Raw genomic sequence first — 19,399 nt, 5'->3', positions numbered from 1 at the left:
CTCAGGTATATCAAGAGAATGCCAGGAACGGAGAAACGCATAGCAGCAGACCGGTAATAATAATCAGGTACAACGAAGCGCCTTTATATTTGTGCAATGCGGGAACCTTGTAGACCAACCATGCCGGAATTAAACAGCCCACCATACCGAAGATAGGGCTACAAATAGAGGTGAAGCTCAGTACCGGCGCGTTGAGCACAATGGCGCTCCAGGCCAGCAAAATAGCGAAAATCATAATGCCGCGCTGTACCAGATTTTCCTTAATCTTCTCGGCGGGCATTTTGCGGCGCAGGATATTCATCACAATGCCTTGCGTCGCTTCGCGGAATCCTAAGTAAACGCCAAAGAAGGCGGTCATGACGGCAAAGATGTTCAGAATTACGCTAACCACTTTGACCCAGCCTGCGCCATCGCCGCTAATAAATTGCGCGGCGATCGCCAGGGCGGAAATATTCTGCTCATAGGCTTTCACCGCTTCGTCATGCCCCATCGCCAGGGTAAAGGAAACCGCATAGAAAAAGACGGTAACGAACAGGACGCCAAACGCGATATTCATGGCGCGCAGCGCTTTATGACGTGCGACCTCAATAGATTTTTCGCGTGAACGGTAAGAGATCACCATTGGGCTTAACGTCTGGATAAACAAAATCGAGGTCAGCGTAAATGGCAGGGTAATAATGGCGTTTTTAATCAGCAGGGCCATCGGCGGCAGCGCACCAATGTTATACAGATGCCACATACCCACCATAGAGACGCCCAGCGCCGCCACTACCAGTAGCTTGGTCAGCACCATGCCGGTGGAGATTTTGAACAGTAATTTTTCACCGCGTGAGGAAATCGCCACCAGGATGCAGATCAGCACCAGACCATAAAATGGACTATCGGAAAGTAATCCTTCCGTTACGCCGAAAGTATGCAGATAAGAGGCGCTGTCGTTAGTAATCGCCGTAGAATAGACGAACATCCAGATGACGAGCATCACAAAGTACAGCGCGCCTAATAAAATACCCCAGTTTTTGCCCAGATAGCCGCTGATCACGCTGGGGTAGTCTTTACATTCCGGGGATTCCGCCAGCGTATTAATAAACAGCCGCTGGAACAGGTACATGGCCGGATAGCCAATAATAGAAGAGAGTAAAAAGACCCAAAGTCCCATCAGGCCAACCTGGACAGGAAGAAAAACGATCCCTGCGCCGATCGCCATCCCGATACTCATAATGACCCAACCGGTGTCGGTACTATCAAATTTGATGGCTTCACGCCATTCGCTTTCTGTCATCCCTGCCCGACGCGCCGGGGCTGATGCGTCGAGGATTACGCTGGTATTACTAGCCGATTCCATAGAATTCTCGCTCAATGTGTAGGTAGAGGTTTTTTTATTTTCGTGCCGCAGCAAGGCGATATGCAGAACGTGAGGTGCAGGTACTTTCTTGTAATAAGAAAATCATACGCGCACGATAAGAGAAAAACTTACCAATAAAACGCCTGCATTTATTGTGGGTTAAGAATTATTTTCTATTTACTATTGGTTTAATGTTGTTATTTTCTCTATTTGACGCATATCACAACAAAAAAGGGCGCACGTTGGTGCGCCCTTTTCTCAGCTTCTGTCTTCTGCGTTATCCCATAGCCTGCTCACTCTGCGCCTGTCGGGCCTATCCACAAACGACTTTAATCGCCAGACCGCCGCGCGACGTCTCGCGATATTTGTCGTTCATGTCTTTACCCGTTTCGTACATGGTTTCGATCACCTTATCGAGCGAAACCCGCGGCTCAGAGGTACGGCGTAGCGCCATTCGCGCCGCATTTACCGCTTTAACGGCGTTAATCGCATTACGTTCAATACAAGGGATTTGCACCTGACCCGCCACCGGGTCACAGGTGAGGCCAAGGTTATGCTCCATCGCAATTTCCGCCGCAATACAGACTTGCGCCGGGCTGCCGCCCAGCAGTTCTGTCAGCCCCGCCGCCGCCATCGAACACGCGACGCCAACCTCGCCCTGACACCCCACTTCCGCGCCGGATATCGAGGCGTTCATCTTGTACAGCATGCCAATTGCCCCTGCCGACAACAGATAACGGGCGATAGAGTTGGCATTGACCGGGCGACGGAATTTGTCGTAATAGGCCAGCACCGCAGGAATAATGCCGCACGCGCCGTTGGTCGGCGCGGTGACCACTCGCCCGCCCGCCGCGTTCTCTTCGCTCACGGCCAGGGCGAACATGTTAATCCAGTCGATGACGTTCATCGGATCGCGGGAGAGATTATCGCTGGAGACCAGCAGACGCCGTAACGCTACCGCGCGGCGTGGAACGTTCAGCGGCCCCGGCAGCACGCCCTCAGTATTCATGCCACGTTCAATTCCGGTCGCCATCACCTGCCAGATGCGGGCAAAGCCAGCGTCAATCTGCTCTTTGCTCCGCAACGCCAGTTCATTTTGCATCATCAGGCCGGAAATCGAGAGCCCCTGTCTTTCACACAGCGTCAACAGTTCGCTGGCGGAATGAAAATCATACGGCACCGACTTTTCTACGTCGTGCGACTGGCCAAAGCGTTCCTCTTCGACAATAAAGCCGCCGCCAATAGAGTAATACGTTTTGTGTAAAAGCGGCGTTTGCCCGTGCCAGGCGGTAATTCGCATACCGTTTTCATGGCGCGCCAGGGTTTCAGCGTGAAAGAGAATACTGTCGGCGACGGGAAAATCCACCACATGCGCGCCACCCGCCACCGATAAACGGCTGCTGCGGGCAACCTCCTGGATAAACGCCGGAATGCTATCAATATTGACATCCTGCGGCGTATTGCCCGCCAGGCCCATAATGACGGCGGTATCGGTCGCGTGGCCTTTGCCCGTCAGCGATAGCGATCCGTAAAGATCAACCGTGATGCGCGTCGTTCGCGGCAGGTCGCCGCTGTCGATCAGCCGATCGATAAAACATTTTCCTGCATTCATTGGCCCAACGGTATGGGAGCTTGAAGGTCCAATGCCAATCTTAAAAATATCAAATGCGCTAATCATATCTCCCCCTAAGATTACCGTTCAGTGAAGATCCGTCGCGGGGCGATCCACACGATCGCCCCGTTCACGTTACATCGCCTGAGTAAAGGTGCGCGAAATAACGTCCTGTTGCTGCTCACGAGTCAGCGCATTGAAGCGCACGGCATAGCCGGAAACGCGGATCGTCAGGTTCGGGTAGTTTTCCGGATGTTCAATCGCATCCAGCAACATTTCACGGTTCATGACATTGACGTTCAGATGCTGCCCGCCTTCTACCTGTGCTTCATGATGGAAATAGCCGTCCAGCAGGCCGACAAGATTGGTTTTCCGCACCGCATCTTCTTTCCCGAGCGCCGCAGGCACAATCGAGAAGGTGTACGAAATACCGTCTTTGGCGTAGGTAAACGGCAGTTTCGCCACCGACGTCAGCGAGGCTACCGCCCCTTTGCGGTCACGACCATGCATCGGGTTCGCCCCCGGCGCGAACGGCGTTCCGGCGCGGCGTCCATCCGGCGTATTGCCGGTCTTCTGCCCGTACACGACGTTCGAGGTGATGGTCAAAATGGACTGCGTCGGCACCGCATTGCGATACGTCGGCAACACGCTAATTTTTTGCATAAAGCGTTTCACCAGGTCGCAGGCGATGCTGTCCACGCGCTCATCGTTGTTGCCGTACTGCGGATACTCGCCTTCAATAGCAAAGTCGATGGCAAGGCCGTTTTCGTCGCGGATCGGCTTCACCTGAGCGTACCTGATAGCGGACAGGGAATCCGCCGCCACCGACAGTCCGGCGATGCCGCACGCCATCGTCCGATACACATCACGGTCGTGCAGCGCCATCAGCGAAGCTTCATAGCTGTACTTATCGTGCATGTAGTGAATGATGTTCAGCGCGCTAATGTACTGCACCGCCAGCCAGTCCATAAAATGGTCTAGGCTCTCCATTACCACGTCGTAATCCAGCACCTCATCCGTTAACGGCGCGGTTTTCGGCCCAACCTGGATTTTCAGTTTCTCATCAACGCCGCCATTGATAGCGTACAGCAACGTTTTGGCAAGGTTGGCGCGCGCGCCGAAGAACTGCATCTGCTTACCGATGACCATCGGGCTGACGCAACAAGCGATAGCATAATCGTCGCTGTTAAAGTCGGTACGCATTAAATCGTCGTTTTCATACTGCAAAGATGAGGTCACGATGGAGACCTGCGCAGCATATTTCTTGAATGCCACCGGCAACGCTTCTGACCACAGTATGGTCAGGTTCGGCTCCGGCGCTGGCCCCATCGTGTGCAGGGTATGCAGATAACGGAAGGAGTTCTTCGTCACCAGCGTGCGGCCATCAAGCCCCATCCCGCCAATAACTTCGGTGGCCCAGATCGGATCGCCGGAAAAGAGTGAATCAAATTCCGGCGTGCGCAGGAAGCGCACCATGCGGATCTTCATGATGAAATGGTCGATCAGTTCCTGCGCCTGCTGCTCTGTCAGAAGGCCCGCGTTGAAATCGCGCTCAATGTAGATATCAAGGAACGAGGCGGTTCTTCCCAGCGACATTGCACCGCCATTTTGCGATTTTACCGCCGCCAGATAAGCGAAGTAGAGCCACTGTACCGCTTCCTGCGCGTTCCGCGCCGGGCGGGAGATATCATAGCCGTATTTCGCCGCCATCTCCTGCATTTGCAGCAGCGCGCGACGGTGCTCCGCCAACTCCTCACGCAGGCGAATCGTCGCCTCAAGATTCTGTCCCCGCTCCAGATTCGACTGCAGGTCGGCGAATTGCAGCTCGCGTTCGCGCACCAGATAACGGATGCCATACAGCGCGACGCGGCGATAATCGCCAATAATGCGCCCGCGACCATAACCATCCGGCAAACCGGTTAATACGCCGGATTTACGGCAGCGCAGCATATCCGGCGAGTAAACATCGAATACGCCCTGATTATGGGTTTTCCGCAGGTCGGTAAAGGTATATTCAAAATCGTCGTCCATTTCGCGGCCATAAGCGTGGAATGAACTTTTGATCATGTTAACGCCGCCAAACGGATGCAAAGCGCGTTTAAGCGGCTTATCCGTTTGTAAACCGACGATTTTTTCCAGCTCTTTTTCAATATATCCCGCATCGTGCGCGGTAATCGTCGTCGCGATGTTGGTATCGAAATCCACCGGCGCATGGGTCGCGTTCTCGATACGTATTCCCGCCATCACCTTTTCCCACAGCGCCGTGGTCGCTGGCGTCGCGTCGGCGAGAAAAGATTCATCCCCCTCATAGGGCGTATAGTTATGCTGAATAAAATCACGGACATTAATTTCTTCTTTCCAGTCCGTACCTTTAAAATCACGCCATGCTTCGGCATACAGCATATCGCTGGTATCGATATTTACCTTCATGAAAAATAATCTCTCTACAGAACAGCCGTTAAGTTATGCAAATTCCACTGGTGCTTTCACGTTGCCTAAATGAATGGCATCAAGGGCAATCATTTTCTCTTCATTCGTGGGAATAACAGCGCAAATAACCTGAGAAGGGTTAGCGGAAATAATGCGTTCGCCGTGAGAATTCGGCTGCTTATTCATTTCAACGTCTAACGTAAGCCCCAGTACGCCCAAATGTTCAATCACCAACTGGCGAATTAATACTGAATTTTCACCAATACCGCCGGTAAAAATAATGCCATCCAGCCGATGTAACGATGCCGCGTGTCCGGCAATATGACGGGCGATACGGTGGACAAATGTTTTTATCGCTAACCGGGCGCGCTCATGTCCTTCGTGCCAGGCTTTTTCCAGGACTCTAAGGTCGGATGACAACCCGGAGATGCCGAGCAAACCGGACTCTTTATTCACCACTCGCTCCAGATCGCTCAACGTCTGCCCGGTTTCTTTGGCTATCCACGCCATCGCGCCGAAATCAACGTCGCCGCTGCGAGTGCCCATCATCAGCCCCTCAAGCGGCGTCATCCCCATTGAGGTATCCACGCTCTGACCATTGCGTACCGCGCAGATAGACGCCCCATTGCCCAGATGCGCGACAATCAGACCCGAGTTTTTTTCATCGAGGTCAAGCAGTTCATACGCGCGCCGCGAAACATAGCGATGCGACGTACCGTGAAAGCCGTAGCGACGCACACCCAGGCTGGAAAAATATTCCCACGGCAATCCGTATAAATAGGCTTCCGGCGCCAGCGTCTGGTGGAAACTGGTATCAAATACCGCCACCTGACGCACGGCCGGGAAAAGGTGCCGCGCCGCGTCAATGCCGCTTAAATTAGCGTAATTATGCAGCGGCGCTAAAGGTGATACCCGACGAATATTATCGATAATCTCATCGGTAATAATGACGGACTGCGTAAATAGCTCTCCACCGTGCGCGATACGGTGACCAATTAATGCCACGCTATCCGTTAAATCACGTTTTTCCAGCTCAAAGGCAATGGCTTTTAACGCGTCCTCATAATTAGAGTGCGCGAGGTTTATCGGCTTATCGCCATTAATAGATAAAAAGGCGTTTTCAGTATTCATTCCATCTGCTATTCCCGCCATTAAAACATCACAGGTAGCGACATCCAGTACAGAGAATTTGATAGAAGATGATCCGCAATTAATGACCAGAACGACCGGAAATTCATTCATGTAGTGCCTCCGTCGATGTCAGCCTGCGTCCGCGCCCTGGGGCGGAACGCAGGCTAAACGTGAGGATTAGAACAATTTGTAGACAATATTCAGGATGGTCAGCAGACCAATCAGGGTGACGAACACGTTATCCAGACGACCACGGTACTTCGCCAGCGACGGCGCTTTACGAATGGCGTACATCGGCAGCAGGCATAACAGCGAGGCGATAATCGGCGCGCCCATCGCTTCAATCAGGTCCAGAATGTTCGGGTTTGCGTAAGCTACGACCCAGGTAGACCCCATAATGAAGATCATGCTGATGGTGTTAAGCTTGCCCATAGAGACTTTGGTTTTATCGCCTTTATAACCGAATTTCAGCACCAGACCGTTCAGCCCTTCCAGCGTCCCCAGGTAGTGGCCGAAGAAAGATTTGAAAATAGCAACCAGCGCGATGATAGACGCGCCATACTCCAGCACCGTTGCAAAAGTGGATTTTGTCCCCGACAAAGAGGCGAAATGGTTGGCCAGGTAGGAAAGTACCGGAATGTTCTGCGCTTTCGCATCCGCCATGTTCTGCGGGGAGAGCGTAAACAGACAGCTAAAGGCGAAGAACATCACCACGGCGACCATCAGCATACTGGCGCGCGAGATGATCTGTGAACATTTACGCTCGGTAAATTCGCGACCAAACTCTTTCTCATACTCTTCACGCTTAGACACCACGAAGGAAGAGACGATGGGCGAAAAGTTAAAGGAGAACACCATGATAGAGATGCCCAGCCACACCGTAACCAGTATGCCATCGTGCCCGGTCAGCGCGATATTACTGAGATCAACCTGATCGATAACCGCCGAGTTCCAGTAAGGAATCAGCGATAATGAGATTAGCACCAGACTGGCGATAAACGGCCATACCAGGTAACTCATCACCTTAACCATCAGATCTTTACCAAACCAGATCACAAAGGCCATCAGCAGCAGCAAGAACAGCGCCACGAAACCGCGGTTCAACGCTGGCATCTGCAACTGGTTTTCCCAAAACGTCATGAACGTGTTAGTGATGGTGACGCCATAAATCCACAGCAGCGGACAAATCGCAAAGAAGTAAAGGAACGTGATAACTACCCCGCCCGTTTTACCAAAGTGCTCTTCGACCGTTTCCGTAATATTGCCGGACGGATTAGACCCGGATAAACACAGACGCGCCAGCGCCCGGTGACAATAGAACGCAATGGGGTAAGCTAAAACCAGCATCAGCAGAATGGGGATAAGCCCGCCAAACCCGGCGCGGATAGGGAAAAACAGCACCCCGGCGCCGATGGCGGTACCAAATAAACCCAGCGTCCACGTCGTGTCCGATTTACGCCATGACGACTGTTTTGCCTGGCTGGATACAATGCTATCAGTAGTACTCATATCCTATCCTCACGAAAAGATTAAGCGTCAACTAAACCCGTAATTTGTGATACACGAGAAAGATCGATATTGCCGCCAGAAATAATACTGACCGTTTTTCTGTTCTGAATATGGCTATCTAATTTCCCGCTTAATAGTGCGGCGCAGGCCAGTGCGCCAGCGCCTTCAGTAATAACCTTATTGCGCTGAATTAAAGCGATCATGCTGTTACGAATTTCATCTTCGCTAACCAGAACAATGTCATCGACTAATTCACGAACAATTTCATAGGTTAAATTACCCGGGCGGGAGACATCACAACCATCCGCCAGGGTGCCGGTCGTTCGGTGCGCGGTTATTTCGCCAGCGTAATAAGACGCCGCCATACCGTGAACATTTTCGGCCTGTACGCCGATAACTTTAATGGTCGGGTTAATCGATTTAATCGCAATGGCAATACCTGCAATTAAACCGCCGCCGCCAATAGGCACGATGACATTATCGACATCGTACAGATCTTCCATAATTTCCAGACCAATAGTACCCTGTCCGGCAATAACTTTTGGATCGTCGTAAGGCGGAATAAAAATGCGGCCTTCGGTTTCGACAATTTCACTCACCTTAGCAATGGTGTCATTGAAGTTGTCACCGTGGAGCACCACTTCCGCCGAATAATCACAGGTGGCCGCCACTTTTGACTTTGGCGCGCCCTTCGGCATCACGACTTTGCCGTCAATACCCAGCATTGCGCAAGAAAGAGAAACGCCCTGTGCATGATTACCTGCGGAACAGGCCACGACGCCTTTACGTTTTTCCGCCTCCGTTAACGAGCTAAGTTTGTTAAAAGCGCCACGAATTTTAAATGAACCCGTACGCTGCATATTTTCAAACTTGAGAAATATTTCGCCTTTGCAACGTTCACTAAAATAGTTAGAGCGAGGCATTCCCGTTTTATATATCTTCCCCGCCAGTCTTTTTTTCGCTTCGAGGATATCTTCAATTGCAACCGGGAGATCGTATGTAATGTGCATTATAACCTCTTAACCTGGGTATTAAAAATAAGTTACCGTTGCCCACTGTTCAAAAGAAACAGGTGACGTCAATTTCGCTAAATATGTTTATTCCATATCATTCAATTTCTATTAACTGCCTGCGTCTGCATCCATTATATGATGAATATTGTTTAGCCAATTCTACTAATACTGAAGCGGCTTTTTTGATACGATAATTTTTAGACCATACCGCCGCATAACGTGCGACGGGTAACGTGTCTTTTATGGGTATCGTGATAAATTGATTAGAGCCAAAAGGCGTGGTCATATCGCAGGGAATAACAGTTAAGAAATCAGCATTGAGAACAAGATTATATATTGTGACAACGGAATCTGTTTTAACAATGTTTTCGATGCTGATACCATTTCGTTGTAGAGTGGTGAGTAATTCGCTGTAGTAGCCCATATTCGTTTGCGGCAACACCCACTGTTCGTCTTTTAACGATTCCAGTGTGATGGTGCCGGTGCATGTTCGGGACTTGCTGGCTACCAGGACAAACTCTGATTCAAACAGCGGCTCGACATGCAGATCCTGTAGTTGCATTTCATTACTGAGCGTACCGATAGCAAAGTCCAGCCGCCCGTCGCGCAGGGCCGGCAGGAATGAAGAGAGCTGGGCTTCGTACATGGATACCTGCGCTTTTGGAAATACCTCTTTGAACTTATGAATCATATCGGACATGAAGGTAAAGCCAATCAGCGAAGGAAAGCCAAACGAGACGTCGACAACGGTATTGCACGTCATACTGTTCATCTCGTTGATCATGTTTTTCATTTCGCGGGTGATAGATTCAGACCAGGAAAGCAGTACCTGTCCCGCTTCGGTCAACGTAACGCCGGTATTTTTACGTACAATTAGCTCAACGCCAAAATAGGCCTCAACATCGCTAATGATTTTACTGACGGCGGGTTGGGTTAACCCTAACGATTTTGCGGCAGAACCGATAGAACCACTTCTAATGACTTCCTGAAAGACCACCAAATGCTGTGTTTTAGGGAGAACAAGAGTATTCATATCTACCGCTCTGAAATAACATTGTGAACGGCAGGAAGTGTAGCAAATTAAATCTTAAAGGTTATGTGCGACCACTCACAAATTAACTTGCCGCAATTTTTACATGGTTTTTATTAAATAAATAAAACCTATTATTTCAATAAGTTGCAAAAACAAAGCAGTAACTTAGTCTGATTTCAATCAAAAAACAGGGTCGGGATAACGATATATTATGGCGATAACCAGTCTATTTTACCTCCTATTTTCGACGTCCTGTGAAGACGATATTTCAATCAATTACGGGACATTTTATCGACAATTCCAGCGTTAAATTTAAAGTGTAATTTCTCAAATTTAAGTATAAACCGGAGGTAAATGCGCTTAAAAACCGTTACGCGTCACATTTTTTTACCTTATTTGTTTGTAAAGAAACATTTAATAAAATTTTAACCAAAATATTTCATACATTTAATTTTCATTTACAACAAATAATTTACACCGCTTTCTTGCTGTTTTTCAGGATGTAATTTTGTGAAAGAAATCGATTGCTTTTCACTTCAACTAAAAAGAGCGCAGTCTATAGCGTTTTGTGTTTCTCATCACAAAAACGAATAATATTATGTCACCACGGCTGTCAATTAATTGCCGAATGGTGACGCTGGCGTCTTCTGGAACCTCTATACCCCTCACCGGCCTGATAAGCAAAAACCCGCCAGCTTACACTGACGGGTTTTATGAAGAGGTGAAACTGACCGATAAGCCGCTTTCTTTTGGATATAGCGTCGTGGACAGTCATTCATCCTGTCGCCCTGTAAAAGCAAAAACCCGCCAGCTTACACTGACGGGTTTTTGCATGAAGAGGTGAAACTGACCGATAAGGCGGCTTCGTTCAACTATACGCTAGGTATCTACAGCGCTTAGATTGTGTTGTGTCGCAGACTGTATCGCATTTTGTATCGCAACAGAAGTCCTAAGATCTTACTCCCTATCAACAGTATCGAAAGTCCTACTGTATGGACAGTGCTTCGACTTGGTGATGTAAGTAAACGTGTAAATGCTGTTTGAGTAGACGCACAGGGTACGACTATTCTCTGTGGTGGTCTGTTCCGGGTTACGCATGGTTATACGCCCTGCATTGGCGCTGAACGACAACAATAAACTGCAAAATATCAATAGATTACCTTTCACCCCTAACCTCTCAATGTCATTGTTCATCAATCATGACTATTTAGTAGCCTTCTCTCGCACAGGCAATTATAGTAATCACATTAATCAATTTTAACAATCGATTTTAAAATTTATATCGATTTAACCAATTGAATGTGGATTGGCTTTTGCCGTTTTGTTTTACAACTCCAAGTCGGTGTGAAAACCTGAAAGTTCTATATCACAGCATGAAAGGATGATGGCTTTGACTACTAACCAACTGAAAAAAAAGAATCTGTACTTCTATCTCTACATGGCAATCCCGCTACTGTTCCCGGCTACTTACTTTCTCACCATGAATGATAAGGCCGCTCTTGCTGTTTTTTATGTAACCGCCATCGCCTGTATGATTTTCGACCAAAAGGAGATGGTTAAGGCTGGCTACGAATCCGAACCACAATTTGTCGGGTCGGCTCTGGGGATTATGGTTTTTCCACCTCTTTACGTTTACGGCAGGGTTAAAGCTGCTGGCGAAAATTTGAGTAAACGATGGGCGTGGTTCCTCGCATATATTGCAATTGCGTTGGGTTGCTCCTCCATTGCCGTTGTTTGGGATAACAGCGAAGCACTAAAGACGAGCGCGTGTGAGATTACGACTTCAATATTCAAAGACAAGGGGAGTGAGGTGAAGTGTCTGGTTGTGGAGGACGTGAAGAAGGTTTCAGACAAAAACTATCGAGCGAAAGCGGTGTTGAGTAATGGCATTGATATGCCCATCACCATTGAAGAACGCGATGACAATTACATTTACGTGACGTTAGCGCCGTTGAGTGGTTTGCTTGAGTAGTTGACCGACACAGGGGGAGTCATCCCCCCGCCCCTCCGCAGAGCGGGTCCGCGAAGTCCCCCCACCTTGTACACAGCCAGCGGTGCAAATATCACAGTCGCATCCTCAGCACGGCCTAACGGATTTTCTCTGATCGCAATAGCCGCACTGGATCTTTGGCAAATATCTGTAACGGGTGTTAGTGATTGAGACGAGTAACGTTTAAAGTTAATCCGTAACAGGGCAAAGTATGTCCGACAAAAAAGGGAACTGGTACAGGCACGCGGTTTCGATTTGCCGCCGAAGTTCCGCCTCATCATCGGTGTGCCGACCAAGGCTCAGATAGTAATTTTTACCTTCATGGATGGCATAAATAATCCAGTGTCCAGTGATTTTTTGTTCGTTGGAGCGTCGCAACCAATTCTCCTTCACAGCCTCATGGGCGATCAGGGCCGCATCTTCGGCTGTAAAATACCGTTCTTCACCTGATTCAATAACTTTTTCAACCTCTGCTTCTAATCGCGGTAAACCGTAATTTTTCAGGGCGATTTGTATATTCCTAGCCATAACATCTATACCAGCACTGTGATAGTGCTTGTGCCATAGTCCCCGAAGATAAGGCTTCCGGTTAAACATTGTTGGTGGTTTGGTTCTGCTTTCGCCCCGTAAAGGATTGCCTTCCAGGCAAGAAATTTCATCAACGATAATGAACGGGTTTTCGCTTCTGGATATGAAAGAACCGTAAAGTTGCAAAATCAGCAGCCCGCTAATTCTGGTAAGCATTTCCTCTTTTATTCCGAAGCGAAGGATGGTGTTTATTATTTCTTCCGTTTTGTCTTCTTCGCCATTCATAAAGCGGTGGGGATAGCTCATTGATAATGCACCTCAGTTGAACATGACAGGTACATGCTATCACGCAAGTCTAGAGGTAAGTAGTTGGCACATTTAGTTAATAGTGCGTTGAGGTATTTTTGGCAGGTGGAGGAGGAAATGTACTTGGTATCAACAATTGAATCATAATTGATCGCTGGTATCTTTAAGTCAATATGGTAATTTATTGATACCAGATTTGTAGGAGATAGATTGGTATCGTAAAACGTTCCGTTTTTGATACCACTTGAGAGGATGTTATGAGCCGTACTTTTGCATATTGTCGTGTGTCCACCAGCGAGCAAGCGACCGAAAACCAAATCATAGCGATCCGTCAGGCGGGTTATGATGTACTCGATAACCGTGTAGTGTCGGAAGTTGTTTCCGGTGGGGTACAGGCAATGAAGCGTAAAGCTTTTGCCGATATGGTAAATCACAAGCTGGAGTCAGGTGATCGGCTTATCGTGCTCAAACTAGACCGTTTGGGCCGTGATAACATAGACGTACAACAAGCTATTGATATGCTTGTTAAGCGTGGCATTGAAGTTGTTTCATTGGATCTGCCCGTTCGTAATCTCACGAGTGCAGAAGGAAAGTTAATGCTACAAATGTTCTCTGCTTTCGCTGAGTTCGAAAAATCCCGAATAATAGAACGAACCAAAGAAGGTCTTGATCGTGCAAAACAGGAAGGAAAACGGTTAGGCCGTCCTGTTGCTACAGACACACGAGAACGTGTTCAAAGAGCCAAAGCTAAAGGTTTGAGCCAGTCCAAAGCAGCTCTTGAATTAGGTGTAAGCCTTCCAACCATAAAGCGGAACTGGAACATCGTAGCGGAATAATATAGCTATAAAATCTACTGGATTGTACTGTTGCTGATATATTTTAGCCGTGAATATAGCTTAAAATTACACCTCTTTCGCATCTAATCCATACTCAGGTCATTTTCAGTGGAGTGTATATTTATCAAATGAACGCAGTGACGAAAGAAAATATTGCTAAACGAGCGTTGAAATGTATTGAATTTATTAATCGACAACTCCTTCGATTTGCAAAAATGCCGCCCAATGAACTGATGGCCTACTTACGCAAACATCCCAGAGAGGCTTTCTGCCAAATCCCCCATCCGAAAGGAAATGGTAACCTCCAGTGTGGTTCTATCGCATGGAACAAGTTAGGTGAACTTGCAGATTTGGCTCTTAAATTGGACACCTGCCTAGGTCGTCGCGTAAGTAGCCAACAAGCAAGAAAAGCCGTAACTGATGCTTTTGTATCAAAGGTATTGCAGGAAGCACGTGAAGCTAATCAGGAGACGGCGATGATGGTTCTCCAAGATGCTTTGGCAATTTTAAGAAATAAGCTCGTAGTCAGGGAACACTACCTACCATGCGTACTCTTCGGCGATGATGCTCCTACAGAGTTTACCGTTGGTCCAGTCACATTCACTCAAAACGCCATGTTCTTCAGGGACAAAAAGTCAGTGTTCAGACATAGCGTTGATATAAACACGAATGCTCATATTAAGAGTGTAACTTCTGCGATCACTCAAGGATTCTTTCGAGAGAATGTGCCCACCCCAGATGAATCAAGAAAATTTGTTGGAGAATTTCAGAAACGCGCTATCAAGATATATAAAGACTATCCGTGGGTTGCAAGTATTAAAGTCACTGATTGTGACGAAGTGACCTCTCAAGAACGGGCCATCCAAGCAACTGAATTGGCAATTCATATTATCCGTATCCTCTTGGGAGCTGAACCAACTCGGAAAATCAGACTAGCATGGTCTCGAAGTAATGCCTTAAATACAGCTCATTTATACTCTGACGCGGATGGTGTAATTCACGCAAGTGTCGGCGCTAATTCTTTAGGACCTGTCGGGATAATCAATTGGTATAAGGCATTGATGAAATGCGATTTAGAGTTAGAAATCCTTGGTTCTGCCTTGTTACCAATAGTCAATCCCATAGAAACCAATCATCTCCATCAACGTCTCATTGATGCTATTAATTGGTTTGGAGACGCGGCAACGGATTCAAACCCGTCTTCGAGTATTGTTAAGTACGTATCTGCAATTGAGCGATTGTTCTTCGGAAAATTTGAGTCGGGACGCACTAAAGTATTTGCAGGAAGAATCAAGTATATTCTGGACGCATTCGGTTGTGACGGCGATCACCAAGTCTACGATCAGGCCCTCAAAGTATACAGAGCCCGTTCTATTTTGGTTCATGGAGAGATATATCAGACCGAAGATGAAGCAAATGAAAGTATTTGCCTTGCTTCATCACTGAGCAGGATGTGCCTTCTCTGTTCTGCTCAGCTGTATTCAATGATGCAAAATGCGTTTGATAATCCAGATGCTCTCGCCTTAGAAGAAATAATGAAACGTATTGGTGCTGAGGGTTTAGATTGGCTGGTAGATGCTGCGGGATTTCATAAGTGAAAGCTAGTGCTGACTAAAGTACGTAGTGATTGTTTAGTGCTCTTAATTACATTATTTTTGTTATACTTTTGTATAATATCGCGGATTATCCAAGGGATAAACTGAGAAAACAAAAAGGGCTACGCCGATGTGAGCGGCAGCCCTCAGGTCATTTGCTAAGCATGATTGAGAATAATGCTTAGTAATTTAAATGCAAGTCGAGGTGATGTATAAAGCAGTCTGCCAAGCAGTCCGTGTAGCTCCCTGAGAGGGTTTTACTATATAGGTAATGTGTGATAATACAGAGCTTCCTGTGAAGGATTCTAATGCAGCGTATTAGCCGTCTTAAATTTTACCCTCGACGCAGAGAATGTTTTCTGCCCTTTACCATTAGAATACTTCCCGCGATTCTTGGCAAGATATGAAATCCGTTTGGTTGGGCTGACTCCATCTTGGACGATTTTACAAGAGAAATGAACATAGTGAGACGGGAAGATATAAACCTTGCCCTACTGGCTGAATCGCAACCCAGAGAAATGAGAAAAAAGCCGCCTGAAGGTAGTCGGAAATGAAGGAAGTAACGGTTGCCACGCTTTAGGATATTCGGGATGGAACAACCGTTGGTGTGCCTCGTTTGTATCACAGTCTGTGTCACATTTTCACCCAGGAAGGGCTGAGGCACACCAACGTATTGTTTTAGAATGAGGTGAAACTGACCGATAAGCCGGGTTCTGTCGTGGACAGTCATTCATCTAGGCCAGCAATCGCTCACTGGCTCAAGCAGCCTACCCGGGTTCAGTACGGGCCGTACCTTATGAACCCCTATTTGGCCTTGCTCCGGGTGGAGTTTACCGTGCCACGGACTGTTACCAGCCGCGCGGTGCGCTCTTACCGCACCCTTTCACCCTTACCTGATCCCACTTGCGTGGGCCATCGGCGGTTTGCTCTCTGTTGCACTGGTCGTGGGTTTCCCCCCCAGGCGTTACCTGGCACCCTGCCCTATGGAGCCCGGACTTTCCTCCCCTCCGCCCGTCTCCCCGAAAGGACGACGACGAAGCGGCGACTGTCTGGTCAGCTTCGGCGCGCAGTATAGTGGGTTCGCGCGACTTTGTCACCCTGCGCTGCGCATTCCTATCGCCAGAGCGGCAGCAACATTTCTGGATGCCCGATAAATATTGTCAAAAGCGCCCCGAAAAGCCTCCTCCAGCGTCACGATGCGCGTGAGTACGCTAAAGACAGCGTCGATGCCATAATGATGTACTATCCCTACATCGTGCGTCAGGCTGCCGGCAATGCCAATTACTGGCTTATGATATTTTTTCGCCACATTTGCGACGCCAATCGGCACTTTACCGCGAATACTTTGGCTATCAATCCGCCCTTCTCCCGTCACCACCAGCGTACAGTCGTGGATATGCTCCTCCAGGTTCAGTGCCGCCGTGACAATTTCGATCCCGCTGCGTAATTCCGCACCGAGAAAAGCCATTAACGCCGCCCCCATACCGCCTGCCGCGCCTGCGCCGGGTGCCGTCTTTACGTCGACATTCAGCGATTTTTTTATGATGTCGGCATAGTGAGCAAGATTTCTGTCCAGCTCAACAATGTTCTCTTCGGTCGCGCCTTTCTGCGGCCCAAAAATTCGTGATGCGCCGTTGTCGCCGATCAGAGGATTAGAGACATCGCAAGCGACACGAATAGCGCAGAGTTTTAAACGGGGATCGAGCTCTGAAATATCAATGTCGCTTAGACAATGAAGGCTTCCGCCACCGTAACCGATATCCGCGCCGTTTGCATCGCGCAGTTTTGCGCCTAACGCCTGCATCATCCCTGCGCCGCCGTCATTTGTCGCGCTGCCGCCAATGCCGATAATGATATTGCTTGCGCCGCTTTCCAGCGCCTGCAATATCAGCTCCCCCGTTCCCCGCGAGGTAGTAATCAAAGGGTTGCGTTTTTCTGGCGGAACCAGCGCCAGTCCGCTGGCCGCCGCCATTTCAATAAACGCGGTTTTACCATCCCCGGACATTCCCCAGCAGGCTTTCACTTTTTCACCCAACGGCCCGGTCACCCAAGCGGCGCGTTCAACGCCCTGCGTCGCGGCAATCATAGCTTCGACCGTTCCTTCGCCGCCATCGGCAACCGGAACAGAGACATATTGCGCATCGGGGAAAATTTCCCGAAATCCTTTTTCTATCGCCTGCGCTACCTCGGCGGCAGAAAGGCTTTCTTTATAGGAGTCGGGGGCAATTACGATTTTCATAGTGGTAGCCTGTTACTGCACAACGCCGGATGGCGTTTCACTTATCCAGCCTGAAATTCAGGCCCGGATCGCTACACGCCATCCGGGCACAACGTCGTTAGCGAGTGACTTCCACTTTCGCCAGTTTTTCGTAGTAGCACGCCAGCGCGCTATGGTCGTCATTACCGTGTCCATCCGCGCGTAACGCCTGCATCATTTCCATAACGGCGGCGGTCAGCGGGAGCTGCGCGCCAACGCCGTGGGAGGTATCCAGCGCATTCGCCAGATCTTTAATGTGCAGATCGATACGGAAACCTGGCTTAAAGTTTCGGTCCATGACCATCGGCGCTTTCGCATCCAGTACCGTGCTGCCAGCCAGACCGCCGCGAATCGCCTGATAGACCAGATCCGGGTTGACGCCCGCTTTAGTCGCCAGCGTCAGCGCTTCAGACATGGCGGCGATATTCAACGCCACGATCACCTGGTTAGCCAGTTTTGTGACGTTGCCTGCGCCGATATCGCCGGTATGCACCACGGAACCCGCCATCGCTTTCATCAGGTCGTAGTACTTGTCGAAAATGGCTTTATCGCCCCCCACCATCACCGACAGCGTGCCATCAATCGCCTTCGGCTCGCCGCCGCTGACCGGCGCATCCAACATCTCAACGCCCTTCGCCTTCAGCGCATCGCTGATTTCACGGCTTGCCAGCGGCGCGATAGAACTCATATCAATCAATACGGTTCCCGGCTTCGCGCCTTCGATGATACCGTTCTCGCCCAGCGCAACCTCTTTCACATGCGGAGAGTTAGGCAGCATCGTGATGATGACGTCACACTGTTCAGCGATCGCCTTCGCCGTAGAGGCCGTTTCCGCGCCTGCGGCAATGACGTCAGCAATCGCTTCAGGATTACGATCGGACACCACCAGCGAATACCCTGCTTTCAGTAAGTTTTTGCTCATGGGCTTACCCATGATGCCTAAGCCAATAAAACCAACTTTCATCGTCATAGCGTTCTCTCTTTCCATACCAGGATTATTTTTTAAAGGTGTCGGCAAGCTTCTGCGTGCTGGCGCGGAAGGCGCCTAAATCGCTGCCAACGGCGACAAAGGTCGCGCCCCATTCCAGATAACGGCGGGCATCCGCCTCTACCGGCGCCAGAATGCCGCACGGTTTACCGTGCGCTTTAGCGCGGGCGAAAATATGTTGAATCGTCTGCTGCACGTCAGGGTGAGAAGCATTGCCGAGATGACCCAGCGCGGCGGCCAAATCGCTTGGGCCGACAAAAATGCCATCAACGCCTTCCGTTGCGGCGATGGCATCAACATTGTCGACACCCAACTGGCTTTCGATTTGAACAATAATGGTGATGTTTTTGTTCGACTGCGCAAAGTAATCAGGCACCGTACCGAACATATTCGCGCGGTGAGAAACGGAGACGCCGCGAATGCCTTCCGGCGGGTAACGCGTCGAGGCGACGGCGCGAGCCGCTTCCTCTTGCGTTTCAACAAAGGGGATCAGGAAGTTATAAAACCCAATATCCAGCATCCGTTTGATAATGACCGGTTCATTGGTTGGCACACGTACCACAGGCGCGCTGGCGCTGCCTTTCAATGCCATTAACTGCGGAATTAAGGTGGTCACATCGTTCGGCGCATGTTCGCCATCCAGCACCAGCCAGTCAAATCCCGCCAGACCAAGAACTTCGGTGGTGATTGGGCTTGCCAGTGCAGACCAGCAGCCAATCTGCACCTGTTGCGCCGCCAGCGCCGCTTTAAACTTATTCGGGAAAATAGCGTTATTCATCGCTTATACCTTCGCTTATTTCTTTAATTCTCTACATGTGATGCCGCCACC

General features: G+C 49.3%; 15 protein-coding genes and 1 other RNA gene. 3 read left to right on the top strand and 13 right to left on the bottom strand.

The features are described 5' to 3' along the window. Positions 1-10: 10 nt before the first annotated feature. The 8 genes from ACLJQD_RS00785 to ACLJQD_RS00750 form a co-directional block, all read right to left on the bottom strand. Complete coding sequence (locus ACLJQD_RS00785) at positions 11-1,342, bottom strand: amino acid permease (RefSeq protein WP_000443189.1); 1,332 nt, start codon at positions 1,340-1,342, stop codon at positions 11-13. 313 nt (positions 1,343-1,655) lie between these two features. Next, complete coding sequence (gene tdcG, locus ACLJQD_RS00780) at positions 1,656-3,020, bottom strand: L-serine ammonia-lyase (protein ID WP_017441486.1); 1,365 nt, start codon at positions 3,018-3,020, stop codon at positions 1,656-1,658. A gap of 69 nt (positions 3,021-3,089) precedes the next feature. Next, a complete protein-coding gene (gene pflB, locus ACLJQD_RS00775) occupies positions 3,090-5,384 on the bottom strand; it encodes a formate C-acetyltransferase (RefSeq protein ID WP_017441485.1) in 2,295 nt (764 codons plus the stop codon). A 33-nt stretch (positions 5,385-5,417) separates the two neighbouring features. Next, on the bottom strand, positions 5,418-6,626 hold the full coding sequence (tdcD, locus tag ACLJQD_RS00770; RefSeq protein WP_001001855.1) for a propionate kinase: 1,209 nt from the start codon (positions 6,624-6,626) through the stop codon (positions 5,418-5,420). 66 nt (positions 6,627-6,692) lie between these two features. Next, complete coding sequence (gene tdcC / locus ACLJQD_RS00765; RefSeq protein WP_000108129.1) at positions 6,693-8,024, bottom strand: threonine/serine transporter TdcC; 1,332 nt, start codon at positions 8,022-8,024, stop codon at positions 6,693-6,695. Between the two features lie 20 nt (positions 8,025-8,044). Beyond that, complete coding sequence (tdcB, locus tag ACLJQD_RS00760; RefSeq protein ID WP_000548366.1) at positions 8,045-9,034, bottom strand: bifunctional threonine ammonia-lyase/L-serine ammonia-lyase TdcB; 990 nt, start codon at positions 9,032-9,034, stop codon at positions 8,045-8,047. A 97-nt stretch (positions 9,035-9,131) separates the two neighbouring features. Beyond that, a complete protein-coding gene (tdcA, locus tag ACLJQD_RS00755; RefSeq protein WP_001094907.1) occupies positions 9,132-10,070 on the bottom strand; it encodes a transcriptional regulator TdcA in 939 nt (312 codons plus the stop codon). Between the two features lie 957 nt (positions 10,071-11,027). Beyond that, positions 11,028-11,237 carry a hypothetical protein gene (locus ACLJQD_RS00750; RefSeq protein WP_024137325.1) on the bottom strand — a complete coding sequence of 70 codons (210 nt, stop codon included), beginning with the start codon at positions 11,235-11,237 and terminating at the stop codon, positions 11,028-11,030. 214 nt (positions 11,238-11,451) lie between these two features. Here ACLJQD_RS00750 and ACLJQD_RS00745 point away from each other — a divergent pair, with 214 nt between their 5' ends. Next, positions 11,452-12,042, top strand: coding sequence for a hypothetical protein (locus tag ACLJQD_RS00745; protein ID WP_026080905.1), 591 nt, complete (start codon positions 11,452-11,454; stop codon positions 12,040-12,042). Positions 12,043-12,249: 207 nt separating this feature from the next. On the opposite strand, the gene ACLJQD_RS00740 is transcribed toward ACLJQD_RS00745, so the two are convergent. Further along, positions 12,250-12,894 (bottom strand): hypothetical protein, encoded by a 645-nt coding sequence (locus ACLJQD_RS00740; protein WP_017441483.1) that lies wholly within the window; start codon positions 12,892-12,894, stop codon positions 12,250-12,252. 257 nt (positions 12,895-13,151) lie between these two features. Between ACLJQD_RS00740 and ACLJQD_RS00735 the strand changes: the two genes are divergently transcribed. Both ACLJQD_RS00735 and ACLJQD_RS00730 read left to right on the top strand, forming a co-directional pair. Continuing rightward, positions 13,152-13,730, top strand: a complete 579-nt coding sequence (locus ACLJQD_RS00735) for a recombinase family protein (protein ID WP_017441482.1) — start codon at positions 13,152-13,154, stop codon at positions 13,728-13,730. A gap of 128 nt (positions 13,731-13,858) precedes the next feature. Then, positions 13,859-15,328 (top strand): HEPN domain-containing protein, encoded by a 1,470-nt coding sequence (locus ACLJQD_RS00730; RefSeq protein WP_017441481.1) that lies wholly within the window; start codon positions 13,859-13,861, stop codon positions 15,326-15,328. Between the two features lie 683 nt (positions 15,329-16,011). Here ACLJQD_RS00730 and rnpB read toward each other — a convergent pair. The 4 genes from rnpB to garL all read right to left on the bottom strand — a co-directional run bounded on the left by rnpB (position 16,012) and on the right by garL (position 19,348). Beyond that, positions 16,012-16,386: RNase P RNA component class A (rnpB, locus tag ACLJQD_RS00725), an RNA gene on the bottom strand. Positions 16,387-16,418: 32 nt separating this feature from the next. Beyond that, entirely contained in the window at positions 16,419-17,564 is a 1,146-nt protein-coding gene (gene garK / locus ACLJQD_RS00720; protein ID WP_000706459.1) for a glycerate 2-kinase, read from the bottom strand. Positions 17,565-17,661: 97 nt separating this feature from the next. Continuing rightward, positions 17,662-18,552, bottom strand: coding sequence for a 2-hydroxy-3-oxopropionate reductase (gene garR, locus ACLJQD_RS00715; RefSeq protein ID WP_000178106.1), 891 nt, complete (start codon positions 18,550-18,552; stop codon positions 17,662-17,664). A gap of 25 nt (positions 18,553-18,577) precedes the next feature. Further along, a complete protein-coding gene (garL, locus tag ACLJQD_RS00710) occupies positions 18,578-19,348 on the bottom strand; it encodes a 2-dehydro-3-deoxyglucarate aldolase (protein ID WP_001057715.1) in 771 nt (256 codons plus the stop codon). Positions 19,349-19,399 lie beyond the last annotated feature (51 nt).

The organism is Salmonella sp. SAL04214, from assembly GCF_046550615.1.
Lineage (GTDB): Bacteria > Pseudomonadota > Gammaproteobacteria > Enterobacterales > Enterobacteriaceae > Salmonella > Salmonella enterica.
Note: the sequence above shows the minus strand (reverse complement) of the source record. Positions and strands in the feature narration are given on the sequence as shown.